The following is a 16979-nucleotide window of genomic DNA, read 5'->3' as shown; positions in this document are numbered from 1 at the left end:
GAACCGTCGAAATCGTAGGTTTCCCCACGTGGCCTCGAATCTGCAAAGGCGATTGCAAATGTCTGACGTATTCCTCCCGGAACCGCGGTTCGTCGACACCGACGGTGCCCGCCTCGCGGTCTTCGAGGTGGTGCCGGAGAAGATCACCCGCGACGTGTGCGTCGTTCTCTGCCATGGCTTTCCGGAGCTGGCGGCCTCTTGGCGGCACCAGCTGCAGCCCATCGCGGACGCCGGATTCCACGTCCTGGCACCCGATATGCGTGGGTACGGTCAGTCGACCGGGCCGGAGGATCCCCGCAAGTACAGCATCGCCGAAACCACGGCGGACGTGGCGGCGCTGATCGAGGACGCCGGTTATGAGAAGGCCGTCGTGGTCGGTCACGACTTCGGCGGCATGGTGTCGTGGTCGATGCCGTACCTGCGGCCCGATTCGGTCGCCGGCGTGATCACGCTGAACACCCCGTTCGGGTTCTCGGAGCACAATCCGATCGAGCTCTACGAGCAGGTGTACGGACCGCGAAACTACGTGGCGTACTTCCAGACACAGGAGTGCGAGGATCTGCTCGACAAGGACCCCGCGGCCACGTTCCGGTTCTTCATGCGCCGCGACACCGGCAACGGTACCAACCTGTCGCGCTCGGGACAGCACGATCCGGAGTCGATGTCGTACATCCACTGGCTGCACGATGACGAGTCGACGTGGCCGGGCGAGGTCGTCATGAGCCCGGAGGAGCTGCAATACTACGCGAATGCGTACGCACGCAGCGGTTTCCGCGGCGGCCTGAACTGGTACCGAAGCATCCTCCGGAACTGGGAAGTGCATACCGAGCGTTTCCCGGACGGCGTGCCGCAGGTGGACGTGCCCGCGCTGATGATCGCGGCACGCCGCGACCCGATCTGCCACCCGATGCTCAGTAACAACCTGCTGCAGTACTTCGAGACGTTCGAGCGCCGGATCATCGACACCGGCCACTGGACGCAGCTGGAGGATCCGGACACCACGACCGCGACAATCGTCGAATGGCTCGACCGCCATTTCTGAGCAGGCCCGTCCGATCAGGGCGGGTAGCCTGGCCGGCATGAATCGCGTGCTGCCGAACCGGCAGGGTGATGCCACCCGGGCGCACCTGATCCGCACCGCGGAAAAGCTCTTCGCCGACTACGGCGTCGACGCCGTGTCGGTCCGCGCGATCAATGCCGCCGCCGGACAGGGTGCTGCTGCGGTGAACTACCACTTCGGCACCAAGGAAGACCTGCTGTCCGCGGTGCTGCTGGACCTGGGTTCCGCAGTGGTGGAGTCGATTTCGCAGCGGATCGATCGCCTCGAGGCCGGCCCCGCGCCCGACCTCGAGGCGGTCGTGCGGGCGCTGACCGATCCGTACCTGGAATTGCTACTCGCACATCGGGTTCGGGGTATCCGCTGGACCAAGATCGTCGTGCACGTGTCCCGCGACTACACCCGGCCGGCGATCGCCGACACCCCGCAGGACGAGCTTGCCCAGCGGCTGCGAGCCCAGCTCGGCCGCGCGCTGCCCGATACGCCCGACGAACGGATCGCGCAGCGCTGGCCGATCGCGGTGATGAGTTTTCTGCAATCGCTCAGCCGCGTGGATCTGTGGTCCAGCACCCCGAAGATGAGCGATGTGGAGCTCATCGACTTCTATGAGGACCTGGTGTCCTTTCTCATCGGCGGTGCCGAACGCATGCTTCGCTGACCGGCCGATCGGCGATTGGGCACGGCGCGGAACGGCGACTGCGGTGAAGGCTGTCTCATCATCGTGGACCTCGGTGTATGTCACCCGGGAGTGATCATCGAGAACTGTGTGCACGAAGGCGTACCCGAGCTTCGGGTTGCGCCATTTGTTCTTCGGCTTGCCTGGGGTGGCTGCGCGGTCGTGGTCGCCTTGGGGGCGGCCGACGTAGCGCCGGCCACCGCCGTCGGGGATATTCCCGAGCTTCTTCACGTCCACGTGGACGAGCGATCCCGGGTGGTCGTGCTCATACCGGCGAATTGGCTCACCGGTCGCCCTGTCTATATAGGACAGCCGATTCAGACACGCCGAGCACAGGATGCGAGGAGCCGTCGACGGGGCGACGCCAAGCCTGCTCGCGAGTTGAACCGGGCCTTCGCGCAGCCGCATCCGCAGGCTCACACATCCCTTCGTCACGGCCTTGCCCGTCTTGTTCGGCGATGTTCTCGGTCGCGAGGAGCGATCGTGCATCGGCTCACCGGCGAGGTAGCGATCGACCCAGCGCTTCACGGTCGGCCAGGACACCTGGAAACGGGCAGCGACCTCGCTGATCGCCCACCCCTCCTCTACGGCGAGACGGGCAACCTCGAGGCGATGTCTTGGGGTGAGCGCGGCATGGGGGTGTGTCATGAGATCTTTCGGAAATAAGAGGGCCAGCCGCTTCGGCTGGCCTCTTCAGGTCTGTCTGCGGTTCAGTTAGCTGGGGAAGTCGCTGCTGCGGCGAGGATGTGGGCGAGGTCGCCGGGGCGGCTCCACATGGGCCAATGCCCGGTCGGGAGGTCGATGAGGTCAACATTGTCGAGGTTTGACACCTCGGCGAACATGGGATGACCCGAGTTGGCCAGCTCCATTACCTGCGCGCTCGGGATCGAGCAGCACACCAGAGTGGTCGGGACCGCCAGACGTGCATCGTTGGTGAGCTTCACTTGCTGGCGTAGCACGGGACCGGGTTCTGGAACGGCCCTGGCTCGAAAGCGCTCGAGAGCCTCAGTGCTCAGGCCCTCGAGGCTGGCCTGCTCCCCGAGCGCGTCGAAGGGCGGCAGGGGAAACTCATCCAGATCCTCGGGCGCATCCGGGGCGAAGATACTGCCGGACGCGACGGGCCCGCTATCGACCCACACCACTCGGCGGACAAGTTCAGGATGCTGATCGAGCACAAGGCTTACCGGCGCGTTGGCTCCGCTGTGCGCCACGATGACTACCGGCTGAGCCTCGGAAGCCGAGGCCTGGGTCATAGTCTGCTCGATCGCCGTCGCCTGGTCATCGAGCGTCCTGGACGCCCGCTCGGGGTCCCGCTCATCGAGGCCGGGAAGCGTCATCGGGATGGTTCGCCAGCCGTCAGCGGTCAGGTGTTCCAGCACCTGGTCCCATGCCCAAGCTCCCAGCCAATGGCCAGCGATCAGGATCATGGTCGGGCTGCTCGCGTTGTTCGTCACACCACGATGCTCTCGAGCCTCGCGGACAAGGGTATGTCACCATTTTTGGCATGATTTTTCGCCGGGGTGGGAGATGAAGAGGGCGGAGCGACTCCACGCCCTGTCCGAGATGCTGCGACGCAGCGGACCGCGTGGATGCACTGCTGAGCGACTGGCAAAAGAGTTCGGCGTGTCCGTGCGAACGGTCAAGAGAGACCTCACCGCACTCGAGAACAGTGGCGCGCCGATCTGGTCGCGTCCGGGCCCCGGCGGCGGCTACGGGCTAGTCGCCCGAGGCACTCTGCCACCGGTCAGCCTGACCCCTGTGCAGGCAGTGGCACTACTCGCGGCAGTCTCTGCTGCACCCGATGCCCCCTACGCCGATCTCGCCTTGGCCGGCGTTCGGAAGATCATGGACGTACTCGATCCACAGACCCGGACGAAGGCCGATGAGCTGGCCAGTCGCGTCTGGGTGAACGCGCCTCCTGCTCCGCGCGCGATCAAGTCAGCACTGGAGGAAGCGATGGCCGAGCAACGGGTGGTGCGTATCCGCTACACCTCGGGTGACGGCAGCAAGACCACCCGCGACGTAGAACCGGTGATGTTCGGCTCCACGAACGGCCATTGGTACCTGATCGGGTGGTGCAGGCTACGCAGCGATATGCGGTGGTTCCTCGTGTCCCGCATCGAGCACGCCAGTGCAACCAAGATTGCCTGCAGCGGCCATGGCATTGACGAGATCGGCATCCCCCCAGCGACAGCAAGACCCGTGAATGGCCAAGCTGAGTGAGGCACTCGATCAACGTCTCCGGTCAATACACCTAGTCGTGGCTCCACGCCGCTGGATGGTCTTCGATGGACGTTCCGGCGCAGGAAGATTGAGGCACAGCGAGGTTCCCTGGCGTGCAGCAGAGCCCCTCGTCGGGGTCGAGCAGAGTCAAGATGCGTGTCGAATATGGAAAAATGCTCCATGACGTGCAGGTACTTCGCTGGTCCGCACAGAGCCGACAGCGATTGATCTCATAATCCATTGGTCGCGGGTTCGAGCCCCGCCCGCCCCACCACGGCCGCGGTGCGCAGTCCTGAATGCCGAAGCGCCGCAAGGGCGTTCGGCCGCTGGTTCGCTCGGTTTCAGATGTGGTCGACCAGGCCTATGGCACCCTCGGACACGGCGCAGTGCACGCAGCAGAAGAACCTGCCCTCCGACTCCACGCCGTGACCGATGATCTTGACGTTGCAGTGCTCGCAGATGGGTGCCATGCGGTGGATCGCACATTCGAAGCAGTCGAAGGTGTGCCGCACTCCCTGAGCTTCGACGACGATCGGCATGGCGTAATCATTACCGCAAACCTCGCATGCGCTCATGGACCGCACGCTACTCCGTGGGGCCGGTTCGGTGGCCCAGGTTCCGGCTTATGTGTCCCTCACCAGGGCCTCGGGAGTCGTGAACGCACCCGGTCTCGAGGGCGGGTCGGCGGTCACGTGAGATGCGATTTCACGGCATCGCGCCGCGCGTGTCGCTCAGGAGACATCGGCGAGGCCGTCGGCTACCCATTCAGCACGGGTTGGGTGCAATCTGGCTTTGAACTGCATGTATTCGTATGCGTATGTGGCGTCTCCATATCCGTTGAGAATATAGATGGTCGACCGTATGCTTACTTTCATGACGATGATTGCGCAGCCTCTCACCGAGGAAACCGACCCTCACGTTCTCGCGCCGACCGACCTCGCCGCCTTGCTCTTCGGCGCTCCGTGGCGCCGCTATGCCGTGCTCGGAGACAGCCTGTCGGTCGGTGCGGGTGATCCGACGCCCGGTTATGCGAACCTGGGATGGCCCGCGCGGGTCGAACGCGTGCTCCGGATGGTGAATCCGGATCTGGCCTACCTCAATACGGCCCGCATCGGGGCCACGACCGCGCAGGCGCTCGAGGAGCAGGGGCGACGGATCCTGGACTTCGAGCCCGACCTGCTGCATGTGAACAGCGGGGCGAACGACATCGTGCGCCGCAGTCCCGACTGGGAGCGGATCGAGGCGGGACTGCGTGAGATGTATCGGTTCGCCGCGGGCACCGGCGCTCAGCTCGCGGTGTTCACCCTGGGACGGGCATTCGTGATCCCGGTCTTCCCGGATTGGACCGAGCGGCGCACCCGGCTCAACGACATCACCCGGAAGCTGGCCGCCGAGTTCGACGCGGTGCTGGCCGATTCCGAGGACCATCCCCTCAACGATCGCCCGAATCTGTTGAGTGAGGACAAGATTCACTTCTCGACGTCAGGTCAGGCGATCCTGTCGACGATCATGGTGCGTGAACTGGCGTTCCGGGTGGAGGCCGCGTCCTAGGTCTGGGAGCGGGACCGCTCCGGAGGGGCGGGTGAGTAACGTACGATCGGATGTATGCCTAGTTCGGTGACGCCGGCCGTGGGTGCCACGGCATCGGATGCCGTCGGTGAGATCACCGACAAGCGACTCCTGCGCGGCGCTCGGACCAGGCAGGCCGTACTCGCTCACGCCGTGAATATGGCATCGCTGGACAATCTCGAGGCGCTGAGCTTCGGGCGGCTCGCCGCCGAGGTCGGACTCAGCAAGGCCGGCATTCAGACCCTCTTCCGGACCAAGGAAGCCCTGCAGCTGGCCACCATCGAACATGCCCGCCGCATGTTCATCGACTTCGTGATTCGCCCGGCGAATGCGAAATCGCCTGGCGTGGAACGCTTTCGCGAATTGATCGAACGCTGGATCGCCTATGCCGAACAGCCCTTGTTCGAGGGTGGCTGTTTCCAGGCGGCGAATCTCGCGGTGTACGACAGTCGGCCCGGTGTGTTGCGCGACAAGCTCGCGCAGTATCAGCAGGAATGGGTGGACGTGCTGTCCGCGGAATTGGCGTGCGCCGTCGAACGAGGCGAAATCGCACGGCTGGATACCGATCTCGCCGCGTTTCAGACAGACGCCGTGCTGCGGACGGCGAACACTTCCATGCGCCTCGGTGACCAGTCCGTCGAGGGCAAGATCCGCCGTGTCGTCGAGCACTTCCTGGTGCCCGTCGACGGGTGATGGGCCAGCCGGCGTAGCGCTCCTGATCGAAAGCTGTAGTGCCGCAGCCAATTCGGTGCGGCGGGAACGACTCGCCCACTCTGGCTTGATCTCGCCATAGTCAGCACCTACGGTAGCTAACTATGGTGGAACCAAGTCAGGTTGTGTCTGCTGCTCCGGAGGCGCAGCCCCAGGCACGCGACCGTTCGAATCTCATCCTGTTGGTGCTGTGCTCGGCGGCGTTCATGGCGATGCTCGACACCTTCATCGTCAACGTCGCCTTCAAGGCGATCGGCGAGGGCTATCCGGGCTCGACGCTGTCGAATCTGAGCTGGATCCTCAACGCGTACACCATCGTGTACGCGGCTCTGCTCATTCCGGCCGGCTGGCTGGCCGACCGCTTCGGCCGCAAACGCGGATTCCTGGTCGGGCTCACGGTTTTCACGCTCGCGAGCATGGCGTGCGCTGTCGGCCCGACGCTGTGGTGGCTGGTCGGATTCCGGGTGCTACAGGCGGCCGGCGCGGCCCTGCTGACCCCGACCAGCCTGGGCCTGCTGCTCACGGCGCTCCCGGCCGAACGCCGGGCGGGCGCGGTGAAGATCTGGGCCACCTCGACCTCCCTGGCCGCCGCGGTCGGGCCGGTCGTCGGCGGTGCGCTGGTGAAGCTGTCGTGGCAGTGGGTGTTCCTGGTCAACGTGCCGGTGGGCGTGATCGCGCTGATCGGGGCCGTCGCACTGCTGCCGGAGACCGAAGACGTGACGGTGACCCGGATTCCGGACCTGTTCGGAGCGCTGATCCTGGCGGTCGGTCTCGGCGCGCTGGCGCTGGCGCTGGTGAAGGGGCAGGAGTGGGGTTGGTCGGGGAGGTCGACGCTCATCGCCTTCGCGGCGGCGGCGGTTGCGGCGGCGCTGGCGATCGCCCGAGTGCTCACCCATGCGTCGCCCATCGTCGATCCGAACTTGATGAAGGTTCGAACCTTCCTCTGGGCCAATGTGACCGCCCTGCTGTTCTGCACCGCCTTCGGCGCGGTGCTGCCCAGCGTCGTGCTACGACTCGAGGGCGGCGCGGGTTACAGTGCCCTGGCCACCGGTCTGGCGGTGGCTCCCGGCCCGCTGATGGTGCCGGTGTTCGCCGCGGTGGGGCAGCGCCTGGCCGAGCGCGGATGGTCGGCCGGTTACCTGGTGGCTCTGGGTAATTCGTTGGTCTGTGCGGGTGCGGTGGCCTTGGCGCTGAGCGCCCGGACCGAGGTCGACTACCCGGCCCAGGTGCTGCCCGGTTGGGTGATCATCGGTGTGGGCGTCGGGTTCTCGTTGCCCAGCCTGCTGGCGTCCGCCACGGTGGATCTGCCGCCCGCCCAGGTCTCGACCGGCAGCGGCATCGTGAACACCAGCCGCCAGCTCGGCTATGTCCTCGGCGTCGCGATGCTGGTCGCCTTGCTCGGCACGCTCACCGCCTCGGGGAACGACGCGCTGAACGGGTTCAGGCACTCGTGGTGGGCGATCGCGGCGGTGGCGCTGCTCAGCGTGTTCACCGCGCTCGGGATCACGGCACGACGACGCCTCGACTCCGTAGGTCGTGTGTCCTGACCACAGTTCCCGAACGCGGTCTCGACCTGGGCCGCATCCCACGCAAGATGGTTCATCATTTTCTGAATACAGATTCTGATGTACTGTCAGAGGGTGGACACTCTGCTGCACCGTGATGCGCTTGCCCGGTTCGGGCACGCCTTGTCGGATCCGACACGGACCCAGATTCTGTTGAGCTTGCGCCGGGAGCCGGGTTATCCGTCCGAGCTGGCGGAGCGGATCGGGGTGTCGCGTCAGATTCTGTCGAATCATCTTGCGTGCCTGCGGGGTTGCGGACTCGTCGTCGCGGTTCCGGAGGGGCGGCGGTCGCGGTATGAGCTGGCGGATGCGCGGATCGGGCGCGCGCTCGATGATCTGACCGGGCTGGTGCTGGCGGTCGACCCCGCGTGTTGTGCGGCGGCCGAGGCCGAAGGGTGCTGCTGATGTCGGCGTCGCTGGGGATGCCGTCGCTGCCGTCGGCTGTGGTGGTGGGGCCATCGCCGGAGCGGCGGGCGGTGCTGGCGAGCCGGATTCGCTGGTTCGTGGCCGCGACCATCGGTTACAACGTGGTCGAGGCGCTCATCGCGCTGAGTGAGGGCACGCGGGCGTCGTCGACGGCGCTGATCGGGTTCGGGCTGGACTCGGTGATCGAAGTGTCCTCGGCCGCGGCGGTCGCCTGGCAGTTCGCGGGCCGGGATCCGGAGCGGCGGGAGCGGACCGCCTTGCGGATCATCGCGTTCTCGTTCTTCGCGCTGGCCGCGTACGTCACGGTCGACTCGGTGCGCGGGCTGGTCGGTGCCGGGGAGGCTCGGCATTCACCGATCGGCATCGCGCTGGCGGCGGTGAGTCTGGCCGTGATGCCGGTGTTGTCGTGGGCGCAGCGCCGGGCCGGGCGGGAACTCGGGTCGGCCTCCGCGGTCGCCGATTCGAAGCAGACGCTGCTCTGTACCTATCTGTCCGCGGTGCTGCTGGTCGGACTGGTGGTCAACAGTGTGTTCGGCTGGTCGTGGGCCGACCCGATCGCGGCTCTCGTCATCGCCGGCATCGCGGTGCGGGAAGGCGTCAACGCGTGGCACGGTGACACCTGCTGCCCGTCGCCGACCGCGCTCGGAGCGGGTGCCCGAGCCGCGGACGGTGATTGCGACTGCTGCGAGGACTGAATCCGATTGCCCGGCGGTGTTGTTCGACCGGGCGGTTGCCGCGAATGTCAGCCGATTTCGACGACGCGGGCCCAGGATGGGGGCTGGTCAGGGATGTAACCCGTGTCGTCGTCGGTCCAGGTGATGGGTCGGCGGAAGAGGCCGACCACGGTTCGGGCGGACGGGCGGTGCGCGGGCCAGGGGGTTTGGCCGTCGGTGAGGACCACCAGGACGTCCGGGCGGGGTTGGGCGCGTGCGGCTTTGGCGAAACCTGTGCAGAGGTCGGTGCCTCCGCCGCCGATCAGGGGGATGCTCTCGGACTGGCAGAAGGGGCCCGCGATGTGGGCGGCGGCATCGCAGGAGATGACGGTGAGGAGGTCTTTGCGGCCGCCGAGGGTTCGGGCTATGGCGGTGGTTTCGAGGAGGGCGCTGCCCAGTTCGGTGTCGCTCACCGAAGCCGATGTGTCGATGATGACGGTGACGTGAGGTGGGGTTCGGCGCAGGGTCGGGAGAATGGTTCGGGGGAGGGCGGTGGCCCGGCGGGAAGGCCGCGAGTAGGTGTGGGTTTCACCGAGGCCGGGGGTGGAGGCGGCGGAGCGGAGGGCCGCGCCGAGGAGGTCTCGCCAGGGTTGGGGTGGGTGGAGGGCGCGGTCGGCCCAGCGGCGCCAGCCTTCAGGGGCGTCGCCGGGCCGGCCGACGATGCCTTGGGCGACACGGAATTTGACGGCGTCGCGTTGTTGTTCGGTGAGGGCGTCGGCGCCGTCGGGGCCCAGATCCCACTCCCGGTCGAGGCCGTCGGCGCCGCTGCCGCAGTCGAGCCAGGCCAGGTGCTGGGTGGTGACGGTGAGCCGGAATTGGTGGAGGTAGTCCTCCATGAGCTCGCCCGAGGAGAGGCCGAGGGTGGCGGGAGTGACCGCGTCCTCGGGCTGGATCAGGCCGTCGCCGAACGCGTCGTCGTTGATCTCGGCGTCGGCGGCGATGTTCATGCGGAGGCGTTCGGCGGGGCCGGACAGGTTGTGGGCCTGCGCGAATCGATCGCTGCGACCGTGGTGGTCGCGGAGCAGATGGGAAACCTCGTGCACGAGAATCGAAGCGAGGTTCTCGACAGGGGTGTGGTCGACGAAAGCGGGGGAGACGTAGCAGCGCCAGTAGCGGTCGACGGCCATGGTGGGGACGCGGCGGGATACGACGATGTTCAGGGCGTAGAGGGCCGTGGCGAGGTACGGGCGAGCGCGGACGGCCAGCAGGCGGGCGGCGAAGAGCTTCTCGGAATCCAGGATCGGGGTCATCGGCCCACCTGCGCGGTGATGCGGGCGGCCGCGCGGTCCGCGCCCTGGGAGACCGAGACCATGCCGGTGAGGCGTTCGATCGAGGCGGGGACGTCCCAGGTTTCGTGACGCACACTCGCGAGGGTGGTGGCGGGGACGACCACCAGGTCGGGTGCGCCGGTTTCGGCGGCCTTCGCCAGCAGCACCCAGGCGGCGTCCCATCGTGCCTTGGTGCGGCGGCTGCGCACGGCCGCCACCACGGCGTCGAGAGCAGCCTGACGCAGATCGCCACGGGTCGGCAGGTCGGCGGCGCCGGGATCGGCGAGCAGCAGTTCGGGGTCGGGGAGATCCATGCGGTCGATGCTGGTGAGCAGCTCGAAACCGGGGCCATCACCGACCGAGCCGCGGACCAGCAGAGACAGCACGTCGCGACTCGCGCCCGCGGCGGTGGCGAAGGCGATGAGCCGCACCGTCATCTCCCAGCTGCGCGGGGACGGCCACGCGCCGCCACGGCGAGCTTCGCTGCTGGGCAGCTGATGCACGAGCTTCGGGCGGCCCGCGAGCAGGCCGCACACCGCGCGACGGGCGAAATCGACTGCCTCCGGGAATTTTTCGGGATCGAGCGTGGGCAGCGTCGCGTACGGCCAGGTGCCGCCGAGACCGCGCACCACCACCTCGTGGTCGTGTACCCAGTTCAGGTGGACGAATCGGTTGGCCAGCGGCGGGCTCAACTCCCAGCCGTCGGCCGCCGAGGAACGCGGGTTGGCGGCGGCCACGATACGGACGCCCGGCGGCAGCCGCAGCGTGCCGATCCGGCGTTCCAGCACCAGGCGGAGCAGGGCGGCCTGGACGGCGGGCGGCGCGGTGGACAGCTCGTCCAGGAACAGCAGGCCGCGTCCCTCGCGCACCAGGCGGACGGCCCACTCCGGCGGGGCCATGGGGACACCCTGGGTGGCGGGATCGTCGCCGATGATCGGCAGGCCGGAGAAGTCCGACGGTTCGTGCACGCTGGCGATCACCGTGGTCAGGGGGAGGTCGAGGGTGTTCGAGAGTTGGGTCAGGGCGGCGGTTTTGCCGATGCCCGGCTCGCCCCACAGGAGGACCGGCAGGTCGGCGGCCACGGCCAGGGTGAGGGCTTCGAGCTGGAGATTGGGCCGGGGCTCGGTGGCGACATCGCCCAGCAGGGTCAACAGGTCGCCCGCGATGGTGAGCTGGGAGTCGGAGTGGGCTGCAATGGACATGTGTGAATCACCTGTGGGAGTTCAGAGGAATGGGAAGTGGCGCGACGGTCGCTGGATCAGCGGGAGGTCGCGTTTCGCGGATGGGCTCGGTGCTTCGGCCGGGGCAGGCAAGGGAACGGCTTGGACAGACCGGATCGGAACAGGCCGTAGGTGATCCGCTGCCGCGCTGCCGCTTCCAGCTCGTCGCGCAGCGCGCCCTCGCGCAACAACGCGTCGGGACCCAGAGCGCGCTCGACCACGGTCAGCGCACCGGCCGTGTCGCCGTGCATCAACCGTTCCCGGACATCGGACAGCCAGTCCGGTCGCCGGTGGGCCCGGTCGATCGCCTGGAGACAGGGCAGGGGAGTTCCGGTCAGGGCGACCAGCAGCTCTTCTCGCCGGATCTCGGCGGGATCGTGATCCAGGGCGGTCAGCACCCCGTCCACGAGTGCCACCCGATGCCGCTCGCCGCGGCACTCCACCACCAGCGTCCGGCCGTCCTGAGCTGCGCCACCGGAGGTTTCGGACCTCGAATGGCCCGGTTCCAGGGCCGAGGCGACCAGGGGATGCAGCCGATCGGCCGTGATCGCACCCGCGCGCATCAGCTCCAGATCGGGCAGCGCCCAGGTCGCGGCATCGGGCAGCACAGGTAGCCCGGACATCTCGCCGCGCGGATATCGCTCGGCGATTCGCACGTCGGGTGGATCACCTGCGTGCGAAGGCAATTCGAGGACGATCCGCCGCCGCACCCCGGCCCGTACGAGAACCCGGCCGCCCGCGCTCCTTTCGGAGCGCAGCAGAATCCCGGCCTCATCGGCCCACCGGTCCACGGCGCAACCGGGCGGGGCCGTACCCGAGAGCTGGGTCTCGATGTCCTCCGGGCTGTCGAGTCGCACTGCCCCGGAACGTATTCGCAGCTCGTCGCTGCGTCGCGAGTCCCACAGGTGACGATGAAGATCCAGCCGATAACGCCGGTCCGGCCGGGGATGCGGATGCAGCGTGCCGCCGCCCCGGTCACCGGATCCGTCCCACAGCGCGAGGCTCACCCGTTGCCCGGCATCCGCCCACGCGGGCGCGGTCCGCACCACCAGATGAACCGAACCGGCTCCGCCGTAACCGTTTCCGTACTCGTCGCCGCTGTACCGGGTCAGCGACATCGTCAGCCCGGGCCGCAGCAATCCGTCAGGAGCGACCCGCGGCAGATGCCAGCGCAGCAGGTCCGGTGCCAGACTTCGCAGATCGTCTCGAACACGAGTGGCGAGTCCTCGCCCGTGCACGCGGGCTACGGTTCGCAGATCGAGATCCACATCGAAACCCGCTGCGGCACAAGCCCCAGCCCAATCCCCGGCGCGTCGCCGAGCGGTAGCGGTCTCGATCATGGAGGGCGGCACGGCGAACTCCCGCACGCGCAGCCAGAATGAATGTCGGGAAGTTGTCCCGTTCGCGGTGGATGGGTGCATCAGCACTCACCAGAAGCGAACGAAACCCCCAATCCTTGATGGAAATGAGTAGTCATCGAGGCGATCATAACGCCCCGACCCGATCCGGGCCACCCGGCCGGATCGAGGGTGGTCGGCATCCGCTCGGACGATCAGAGGACGGTGCAGTGGGACGGGGGAGCGGTTTCGGCGGCGGAACTGGTCATGGTGCCGCCTTCGAGCCGGCACAACAGCATCTGGAGACCGAGGCCGGCCAAGGTGCCCGAGCCCGAGGCGGAGCCGCTGTCGGCAACGGGGGTAGCGGCGGGCTCGGGCACCGCGGAGGCGGTGGCGGCCAGCGGGCCGAGGGCGAGAAGTGCGCTGGTGGAGGCTGCGGCGATGAATCGGTTCACTGAGGGTCCCTTTCGACGGGACGAACAGTAGTTCCGGTCGTTCCGTATGGAACGACCGCAACTTTGGGGGCATCGCGTCGAAACCCGGATTAGAGCACCGCCTGGGTCTGGGTCACCTTGGCGACGAGAGCGCCCGCGTCATCGCGGATCTCGGTCTCCACGACAATGAAGCTCCGACCGGCGTGCAGCGGCGTGGCGGTGGCGGTGGCGTGACCGGACCGCAGGGCGCGCACGAAGTTCGTCTTCGACTCCACGGTGGTCGTACCCTGCTTGCCCGCCGGAAGATTCAGGTACGCGCACACCGCCGCGGTGGCGTCGGCCAGCGCCATCAACGCGCCGCCGTGCATGGAACCACCCAGCGTGCACAGGTTCTCGCGCCAGGCCAGCCGGCTGCGCACGAGTTGCGGGCCGCAGTCGAGAACCTGCACGCCGAGGCCCTCGGTGAACGGCATGGTGGCGAACAACTGGGGGCCGATCGGGTCGGCGGAGATGTCGGTCATGGGATCGACTGTGCCCGGCGCGGCGCCCGGAGTCGATTACCTCCGGGGTAATCGGCTGTGCCCCGCCGCGATCGGAGACGGGTACCCGGCCGGTGTGTCTGGAAGACTCGCCGGGTGCAGGTGAGTGTGCTCGGACCGGTTCGGGTCCATGCGGAGGACGGGACCCGGGTCGAGATCCCCGGCGTCCGGGTGCGAATGCTGGTGGCGCGATTGGCGCTGGAGTCGGGGCGCGATGTGTCCGTCGCCGCGCTCGTCGACGGACTCTGGGGTGAGGAGCCGCCCGCTGAGGCGTCGGGCGCGCTGCAGGCGCTGGTGTCGCGGCTGCGCAAGGCCCTGCGCGACGTGGGCACCGTCGAATTCGGGCCCGGCGGCTACCGGCTGCCCGGGGTGAGCGTGGACGCCGACCGGTTCGAGGATCTGGTGCGGCGCGGACGGCAGGAACTGGCCGCGGGCCGCGCCGAACCATCCGCCCGCCTGCTGGGCGAGGCCCTCGAGCTGTGGCGCGGGCCCGCTCTCGGCGATGTTCTCGACGCCCCCTACGCCCAGCCCGCCGCGACCCGGCTCGACGATCTGCGGGCCGCCGCCCTCGAGGACCGCTTCGAGGCCGAACTGCGATTGGGCCGCCACGCCGAGGTGCTCACCGACCTCGAGGTCGCGGCCTCCGACAATCCGCTCGGCGAACGGCTCGCCGCCCTGCGCATGCGGGCCCTGGCCGCGGCCGGACGGCAGTCCGACGCGCTGGCGGCCTACGAGGAGACGCGGGCCCGGCTGGACGAGGAACTGGGCATCGATCCGTCGGCGATCCTGCGCGAAACCCACCTGGCCCTGCTGCGCGGCGAACTCGAAAGCCCGCCCCCGCGACGGGAAGCCGCGACCCGGAAGCTCCCGGTCCGCCTCACCGGATTCGTCGGCCGCGAACCCGAGATCGCGGAAGTGACCGGGCTGCTGGCGGATTCGCGACTGGTCACCATTGTGGGACCCGGCGGCGCGGGCAAGACCCGCCTCGCGCTCGAGGCCATGGACCGGCCCGGCAACGGCGCGGTGTTCTTCGTCCCGCTGGCCGAACTGGGCGCACCCGACCAGCTCGCCGACGCCGTCGCGGGCGCTCTCGACAGTGACGCCGCCGAACGTCCCGACAAAGCCGGCCGGCTGATCGAACTCCTCGACGTCGGACCCGCCGTGCTGGTGCTCGACAACTGCGAGCACGTCGTCGCGGCCGCCGCCGGGCTCGCCGAGACACTGCTGGACCGGCTGCCGCAACTGCGGGTGCTCGCCACCAGCCGCGAACCCCTCGCCCTCACCGGCGAGACGCTGTGCCACTTGGGGCCGCTCGACGTTCCTGACCGGACGGCGGATTCCGCTGCGGCCCAACGCTCCTCGTCGGTGCGGCTCTTCGTCGAACGCGCCGCCGCCATCCGTCCCGGCTTCGCGCTCGACGCCGACACCGTCGCACCGGTGGTGGAGATCTGCCGCCGACTCGACGGCCTCCCGCTGGCCCTGGAACTGGCCGCGGCGAAACTGCGCGCCATGAACGTCGACCAGGTGGCCCGGCGGCTCGGCGATCGCTTCCGGCTGCTCACCTCCGGCAGCCGCACCGCCCTGCCCCGGCAGCGCACCCTGCTCGCCCTGGTCGAATGGAGCTGGGACCTCCTCGAAGAACCCGAAAGAGTCCTCGCCCGAAGGCTTTCCGCGTTCCCCGGCGGGGCGACCGCGGAAGCCGTCGAGATCATCTGCGGTGACGAGGAACTCCCGGGCGACGACCTGCTCTACCTCCTGGACGCCCTGGTCGAGAAGTCCCTCGTCACCGTCAGCTCCGACGATCCGCCGCGCTACCGCATGCTGGAGACCATCCGCGCCTACGCCGCCGAGCGGCTCGCGTCCTCACCCGACCATCTCACCGAGCCGTTCACCGACTACTACCTGACCCTCGCCGAACAGGCCGAACCCCACCTGCGTGGCACCGAACAGCTCACCGCCATCGCTCTTTTCGACGCCGAACACGCCAACCTGGCCGCCGCGCTGCGCACCGCGCTGGGGGAACCGGCGTCGCCGGAGATCGCGTCGCGGCTGGTACGGGCCATGTTCTGGTACTGGGGGATCCGGGGGATGAGCACCCAGTTCGAGAGCTCGCTGGCCGGAATCCTGAGCCTCGCGGACCAGCTGCCGGAATCGGCGCGCGCCGCGTTCCGGGTCATCGCCCTGATGGCCGGAGCCCCACCCGCCGGAAGCTCGCTGTCGACCCTGATCGAGGAATGCGTGGCAGCCGGTGGGCTGGAATTCCATCCCGCCGTGCCGCTGTGGACCGCATTGCTGGCCGTCCGCGCCGAGGATGAGAAGCTCGCCGAACGACAGCTGAAGCAGGCCATGACCTGGCCCGATCCGTGGGTGCGGGCCAGCGCCCAGTTCGCCCGCGACATCGCGCTGACCGGGGAGGGACGGCTCTCGGAAGGAGTCGAGGCCCGGCGAGAAGCATTGCGGGGCTTCGAGATCGTCGGTGATCGCTGGGGCCTGGGCATGGCCTTGCTCGCGGACGGACGCGCCCACGCGGTGGCGGGCGAGCATGATCGCGCCCTCGCCGACTACGCCCGCGCGGTCACCCTGGCGTCCGAACTCGGGACCGAGGACGATATCGCCGCCGCTCGCACCGCCCTCGCGGAGGAACGAATGCGCGGAGGCGAACTCGCCGAGGCGGCCCGCGATATCGAAGCCGCGCAACGACTCGCGGCCGACCAGGGCCTGGCTCGGCTGAGCGCGGTGATCCTGTTCATCAGTGCCGAATTGCATCGCCGCACAGGTGATCTCGATGGATCCGGTCATGATCTGGATCAGCTCGAACAGCGGATTCGCCACCTGCCCTACCCGGAATCCATGGCAGCCAACCAGATAGCGGTCGCGCGGCTGCGGAATCACCTCTCGGGAGCGGACGTCGAGTCCGCCCGTGCTCTCCTCCCGCAGGTGGTCGACGGCTCGTTCGTCCACGGCGATTCCGCTCTCACCACGCAAGCGCAGGCTCAGGCCGCGGAACTCGTCGCGAAACTTCATCTCCTGGAGGACGATCCCGCGGCGGCCGCCACGGCCCTCGGTCTCAGCGAGGTCATCCGCGGCGTCTTCGATCACGGAGAACCCGAGCTGGTCACTCTCGTCGCCGTCCTCACCGAGCGTCTCGGTGAGGACGGATACCACCGCGCGTACCGCCTCGGGGCCGATCTGTCCCGGCCGGAAGCCTTGGGCCGCTTGACGCGCGCTGTGGGCTGACGCG

16 protein-coding genes and 2 pseudogenes are annotated in these 16979 nt (G+C 68.2%); 10 read left to right on the top strand and 8 right to left on the bottom strand.

The genetic code is table 11. The features are described 5' to 3' along the window. The first annotated feature begins 58 nt into the window (after positions 1-58). Both ABZ412_RS09505 and ABZ412_RS09500 read left to right on the top strand, forming a co-directional pair. Positions 59-1042, top strand: a complete 984-nt coding sequence (locus ABZ412_RS09505) for an alpha/beta hydrolase (protein ID WP_357278448.1) — start codon at positions 59-61, stop codon at positions 1040-1042. Positions 1043-1079: 37 nt separating this feature from the next. After that, positions 1080-1715, top strand: a complete 636-nt coding sequence (locus ABZ412_RS09500; protein WP_357278446.1) for a TetR/AcrR family transcriptional regulator — start codon at positions 1080-1082, stop codon at positions 1713-1715. Positions 1716-1733: 18 nt separating this feature from the next. On the opposite strand, the pseudogene ABZ412_RS09495 reads toward ABZ412_RS09500, so the two are convergent. Both ABZ412_RS09495 and ABZ412_RS09490 read right to left on the bottom strand, forming a co-directional pair. Continuing rightward, positions 1734-2381 (bottom strand): annotated as a pseudogene (locus ABZ412_RS09495) (helix-turn-helix domain-containing protein); the annotation flags it as partial. Between the two features lie 62 nt (positions 2382-2443). Continuing rightward, a complete protein-coding gene (locus tag ABZ412_RS09490; protein ID WP_357278444.1) occupies positions 2444-3187 on the bottom strand; it encodes an alpha/beta fold hydrolase in 744 nt (247 codons plus the stop codon). Here ABZ412_RS09490 and ABZ412_RS09485 point away from each other — a divergent pair. Both ABZ412_RS09485 and ABZ412_RS09480 read left to right on the top strand, forming a co-directional pair. Further along, positions 3075-3434 (top strand): annotated as a pseudogene (locus tag ABZ412_RS09485) (HTH domain-containing protein); the annotation flags it as partial. The gene ABZ412_RS09490 and the pseudogene ABZ412_RS09485 sit on opposite strands and share 113 nt — an antisense overlap. Positions 3435-3491: 57 nt before the next feature. Beyond that, on the top strand, positions 3492-3956 hold the full coding sequence (locus ABZ412_RS09480) for a WYL domain-containing protein (RefSeq protein ID WP_357279014.1): 465 nt from the start codon (positions 3492-3494) through the stop codon (positions 3954-3956). Positions 3957-4297: 341 nt separating this feature from the next. On the opposite strand, the gene ABZ412_RS09475 is transcribed toward ABZ412_RS09480, so the two are convergent. Then, entirely contained in the window at positions 4298-4531 is a 234-nt protein-coding gene (locus ABZ412_RS09475) for a hypothetical protein (protein ID WP_357278441.1), read from the bottom strand. 298 nt (positions 4532-4829) lie between these two features. Between ABZ412_RS09475 and ABZ412_RS09470 the strand changes: the two genes are divergently transcribed. The 5 genes from ABZ412_RS09470 (at position 4830) to ABZ412_RS09450 (ending at position 8922) form a co-directional block, all read left to right on the top strand. Beyond that, entirely contained in the window at positions 4830-5507 is a 678-nt protein-coding gene (locus tag ABZ412_RS09470; RefSeq protein ID WP_357278439.1) for an SGNH/GDSL hydrolase family protein, read from the top strand. 54 nt (positions 5508-5561) lie between these two features. Further along, complete coding sequence (locus tag ABZ412_RS09465) at positions 5562-6218, top strand: TetR/AcrR family transcriptional regulator (protein WP_357278437.1); 657 nt, start codon at positions 5562-5564, stop codon at positions 6216-6218. Between the two features lie 143 nt (positions 6219-6361). Then, entirely contained in the window at positions 6362-7783 is a 1422-nt protein-coding gene (locus tag ABZ412_RS09460; RefSeq protein WP_357278434.1) for an MFS transporter, read from the top strand. Positions 7784-7876: 93 nt separating this feature from the next. Then, entirely contained in the window at positions 7877-8206 is a 330-nt protein-coding gene (locus tag ABZ412_RS09455) for a metalloregulator ArsR/SmtB family transcription factor (RefSeq protein WP_357278432.1), read from the top strand. Continuing rightward, positions 8206-8922, top strand: a complete 717-nt coding sequence (locus ABZ412_RS09450; RefSeq protein WP_357278429.1) for a cation transporter — start codon at positions 8206-8208, stop codon at positions 8920-8922. The genes ABZ412_RS09455 and ABZ412_RS09450 overlap by 1 nt, the downstream gene beginning before the upstream one ends. Positions 8923-8969: 47 nt before the next feature. Here ABZ412_RS09450 and ABZ412_RS09445 read toward each other — a convergent pair whose 3' ends face one another. From ABZ412_RS09445 to ABZ412_RS09425, 5 genes are all read right to left on the bottom strand, one after another. Then, positions 8970-10190 (bottom strand): VWA-like domain-containing protein, encoded by a 1221-nt coding sequence (locus ABZ412_RS09445; RefSeq protein ID WP_357278426.1) that lies wholly within the window; start codon positions 10188-10190, stop codon positions 8970-8972. Then, positions 10187-11410, bottom strand: coding sequence for a MoxR family ATPase (locus tag ABZ412_RS09440; protein WP_357278424.1), 1224 nt, complete (start codon positions 11408-11410; stop codon positions 10187-10189). Before ABZ412_RS09440 ends, ABZ412_RS09445 begins: the two co-directional genes overlap by 4 nt. Positions 11411-11466: 56 nt before the next feature. Continuing rightward, complete coding sequence (locus ABZ412_RS09435; protein WP_357278422.1) at positions 11467-12666, bottom strand: hypothetical protein; 1200 nt, start codon at positions 12664-12666, stop codon at positions 11467-11469. 314 nt (positions 12667-12980) lie between these two features. Continuing rightward, the gene (locus tag ABZ412_RS09430; protein ID WP_357278420.1) at positions 12981-13220 is read right to left on the bottom strand and encodes a hypothetical protein; all 240 of its coding nucleotides are present in this window, start codon (positions 13218-13220) and stop codon (positions 12981-12983) included. An 89-nt stretch (positions 13221-13309) separates the two neighbouring features. Then, positions 13310-13720 (bottom strand): PaaI family thioesterase, encoded by a 411-nt coding sequence (locus ABZ412_RS09425; RefSeq protein ID WP_357278417.1) that lies wholly within the window; start codon positions 13718-13720, stop codon positions 13310-13312. A 114-nt stretch (positions 13721-13834) separates the two neighbouring features. On the opposite strand from ABZ412_RS09425, the gene ABZ412_RS09420 reads away from it, so the two are divergent. After that, on the top strand, positions 13835-16975 hold the full coding sequence (locus ABZ412_RS09420) for a BTAD domain-containing putative transcriptional regulator (protein WP_357278415.1): 3141 nt from the start codon (positions 13835-13837) through the stop codon (positions 16973-16975). Positions 16976-16979: the final 4 nt, after the last annotated feature.

It is taken from the genome of Nocardia sp. NPDC005746 (assembly GCF_040630785.1).
Classification (GTDB): Bacteria; Actinomycetota; Actinomycetes; order Mycobacteriales; family Mycobacteriaceae; genus Nocardia.
This window is presented reverse-complemented; position numbering and strand designations above follow the sequence as displayed.

Excerpts from the sequence above, each read along its gene's own strand:
- ABZ412_RS09465 (WP_357278437.1), top strand. The coding sequence starts at position 5,562 with ATGCCTAGTTCGGTGACGCCGGCCGTGGGTGCCACGGCATCGGATGCC.
- ABZ412_RS09425 (WP_357278417.1), bottom strand. The coding sequence starts at position 13,720 with ATGACCGACATCTCCGCCGACCCGATCGGCCCCCAGTTGTTCGCCACC.
- ABZ412_RS09450 (WP_357278429.1), top strand. The coding sequence starts at position 8,206 with ATGTCGGCGTCGCTGGGGATGCCGTCGCTGCCGTCGGCTGTGGTGGTG.
- ABZ412_RS09445 (WP_357278426.1), bottom strand. The coding sequence starts at position 10,190 with ATGACCCCGATCCTGGATTCCGAGAAGCTCTTCGCCGCCCGCCTGCTG.
- ABZ412_RS09470 (WP_357278439.1), top strand. The coding sequence starts at position 4,830 with ATGACGATGATTGCGCAGCCTCTCACCGAGGAAACCGACCCTCACGTT.
- ABZ412_RS09500 (WP_357278446.1), top strand. The coding sequence starts at position 1,080 with ATGAATCGCGTGCTGCCGAACCGGCAGGGTGATGCCACCCGGGCGCAC.
- ABZ412_RS09440 (WP_357278424.1), bottom strand. The coding sequence starts at position 11,410 with ATGTCCATTGCAGCCCACTCCGACTCCCAGCTCACCATCGCGGGCGAC.
- ABZ412_RS09505 (WP_357278448.1), top strand. The coding sequence starts at position 59 with ATGTCTGACGTATTCCTCCCGGAACCGCGGTTCGTCGACACCGACGGT.
- ABZ412_RS09475 (WP_357278441.1), bottom strand. The coding sequence starts at position 4,531 with ATGAGCGCATGCGAGGTTTGCGGTAATGATTACGCCATGCCGATCGTC.